Annotated in this window: 1 protein-coding gene; it reads right to left on the reverse strand. The window is 61.3% G+C overall.

Features of this window, described 5'->3' with window-relative positions; translation table 11 throughout:
* On the reverse strand, window positions 1–3030 hold a 3030-nt coding region (locus Q7W83_RS14430; RefSeq protein WP_473656244.1), incomplete at its 3' end, for a toxin VasX.
* Window positions 3031–3104 lie beyond the last annotated feature (74 nt).

The raw sequence follows: 3104 nt of genomic DNA on the forward strand, positions 1-3104 counted from the left end.
ATCCACGGGATACTGCAGGCACAGCACCAGCCGGTCGGGTCCTGCTTGCACGATGCGCAGGTTATCCGTGATTTCCTCGCTGATGACGTCCTTGCGCTCTCGCGGTACACCACGACTGTGGAGGGGAATGGCAATGCGGTGGGCGCCGATCCCCAGACGATGAGCCGGTTGTCCACTCAACGGTGGCTGAAAATCACTGAGCTTGAGCCTTGGCAGCACCAAGTGAATGTCGCTGGGCTTGGCTTTCAGCAGCAAGCTTTTCAGCCACGAGTCATGCTCATTCGGGCCCAGTTGCGCATACGGGGCGTTCAGTAAATAGCCCAGATAGCGCTGATATTCTTCCAGGGTATGGTCGCCGCGATGATCCGTATCCAGACTCCAGGGCGTGGTTATCAGCCATTTATCGTGAGCGCTAAGGTTGTAGCGGTTGTACAGCCAGGTGCCACCCAGTTCCAGTACGGTGAACAACGCTCCCGCGAGGTTGAAACGGAAGAACACGGTGGAGAGGCGTGTGCCTGCGGCGGCCCAGGCAGCCGTTCTTGCTGCAGCGTTTCTGGCAATCGCTACGGTATACCCCGCATACAAGGTGTGACCCAAGCCATAGGCATTAGCAGCCGTCATGCCGCTTGCACCCAATGTGGCAAGCGCTGCACTATTCTGTGCCGAGCGATCTCCGGTACGCGTCGCCTGCTGCCATTTCTGCTGTTGGGAATTGAAGCTGGAAAGTGAGGATGCAAAACCAAAAAGGTAGGTAAAGAAACCCAAACCAACATGCATCTTGCCCATCTGTACATGCACATTTTGCAAAGCATGGTGTTGAAGACCCGCGACGAGTTCAGCGCTCCGAACCTTCAAAGCGGTGTCTGCCAAGCTTTGAGCCGCGGTGAATCCCGCAGCTCCGGTAGCCGCCAGCGCATTGGCCAAGGGAGCCCATGTTCGCTTGTTACCAGTTTGGCTCTGCATCTCTCGATACACCGAAACCAAATTCACCCCCTGCACCAAAAACACCAACAACCCCATCCCCTCGCTTCTAATCAACTTCGCATTCGGCACGGAGCTAACCCCCAGCCGAATATCCTTCAGCAAACTCCTCACCTCCTGCTGCTGCGCCGGTGGAAACACCACCGTCACCCCCGCCCGAGCCGGCGTCGCGCCGTACAGGCGCGCCGACTGATCCGGCAGTTCGGCAATCGGGCTCAGCGCCCCGGCCAAGCGGCCTTCGAGCTGCGTCAACTGCCCGCGCACCCGAACGATCTCACCCTGCAATTCCAACGCCCGTGCTGTCCTGTGCCCCTGGCGATTTTTGTTGTGGGTGATCTGGTTGCGTTCGCGGGTCAGGGTTTTCAGGTAGTCGCGCTCACTGAGCAGTTCCGTGAGGTTGTTTTGCAGCGCCGCGTGTTCCGCCGGGCTGGAGACGGTGAAGGTCACCCCGGTGGTTTTTGCCGCGTCGAGAATCCGCCCCGGTAGCGCCTTGGGCAGGCGCCGGAACAGTTCATCGAGGTCGGGGATTTTCTCGCTCGCCAGATCGAAGCCTTCCAAGGCCCGGCTCAGACCTAGGTTCAGCGCCGGGCTGAGGCTGTGCTGGGCTGCGTCGGCAACGGCGCGGGTGTGTTCGGGCAAATCGTCGAGGGCCGGCAGGGGCGGTTCGATTTTCTGCAACTCGCCCAGCCAGTGCGGCAGGTTGTTGAACACCCCCATGCCGGCGTTGAACAACGTGGCGTATTGCGCGGCCCGTTCCGGCTGGAGGCGCAGGGGCAAGGTGTAGAACAGCGGTCGGGTCAGTTCCGGGTGTTCTTCCAGATAGCCCAGCATCTTTTCACTGGCGTGGTCGCTGCGGCAGATGTCCTTGAGGCAGGCGTATTCGGCGGTGAGGGCCTGGTGGAGTTGCTGTTGATCCTGCGCGTCGTAGTACCAGGCCGAACGATGGAAACGACCGGCACCCACCAGCATGATGCGGTCGGTGGTGATGCGATCCAGCATCCGGTTCCAGCGGCCAAGGTCGTCGCGATGCTGTAACAGCGCGCTGTCCATGGCAGGCCGGTCGATGAAATCATTGACCCCGCGCTTACCACTGAAGCTGGAGCCTTCGAGCACATCGACGATGCGTTTGTTTTGCGCTTGGCCGAGTTTTACCAAGGTGTCGAGGTGACGCTCGACGAAATCGTCGGGGGCGACCTTGAAATGTTGACGAGCGTAGTAACGGTGGTCGGCCTCGTCACTGGCGCGGCTGTGCGCGGTGAAGTCGGGCGTGGCGCCCTGGTACCTGGCGAGTTTGAAGGCTTCGGCATGGGCTTCTTTGCGCAACTGCTCCAGCTCCGGAGGCACGGGGCCGTCCGGTGGCTCGACCTTGCCGCCCTTGTTCAGGTAGTCGAGCAAGGCGTTGCGGGTCTGCTCCCGATCCGGTTCCGGCAACTGTTGCAAATCGCCAAAAAGCGCCTGGACTCGCGGATCGTCGCTGGCATCGGCCAGGTTGCCGATATCCTCGGCACTGAGCCGGCTCAGGGACTCGATGTAGCAGGCCAACAGGTAATCGCGTTCGTTGGTGTCGGCATTGCTCCAGTCATCGACCCAGCCGACCACGGTGTCTTGATACTCGGCCAGATCGCGCAGCACGCCGAGGTCGTCCTGCACCACGAGGAACAACGTGTCGTCCTGATAAGCCGGGCGCACCCGCCCGAGCAACTCGCCAATGTGCGCCTCGCGAAAGCGCCGCGGCTGCTCCCACAGATAGGGTTCACGTTCGTGCGCGGGTGCATCGCTGACGTGCACCGGCGGCAATAGAACGGCGTCCGGCGGCGCCTCGGATTCATGTTCCGCGCGGTCTTGTGCGGCTTGCGCCTGCTGGACCGGGGCAGTTGAGATCTCCGCCAGCCACTGTTTGCCCTGCTCGACCGTCAGTAGATGCTCGCCACCGGTTTGGCAATGCACCGGGCCGAGGTCGACGGCCTGCATGAAGTGGTCGCGTTCGGCGCGGCTGTCGAGCACTTGCGCGCATTTGGCCGCCGTCCACTGCACTTCGGCGAAGGTCACATGCAGGGTCCTGCGTCTTGAAAAAATAAGCGCCGGACGCTCTTCGATGGCCGTGCGCTGATCACCATCAACCT

It is taken from the genome of Pseudomonas sp. 300, from assembly GCF_055803035.1.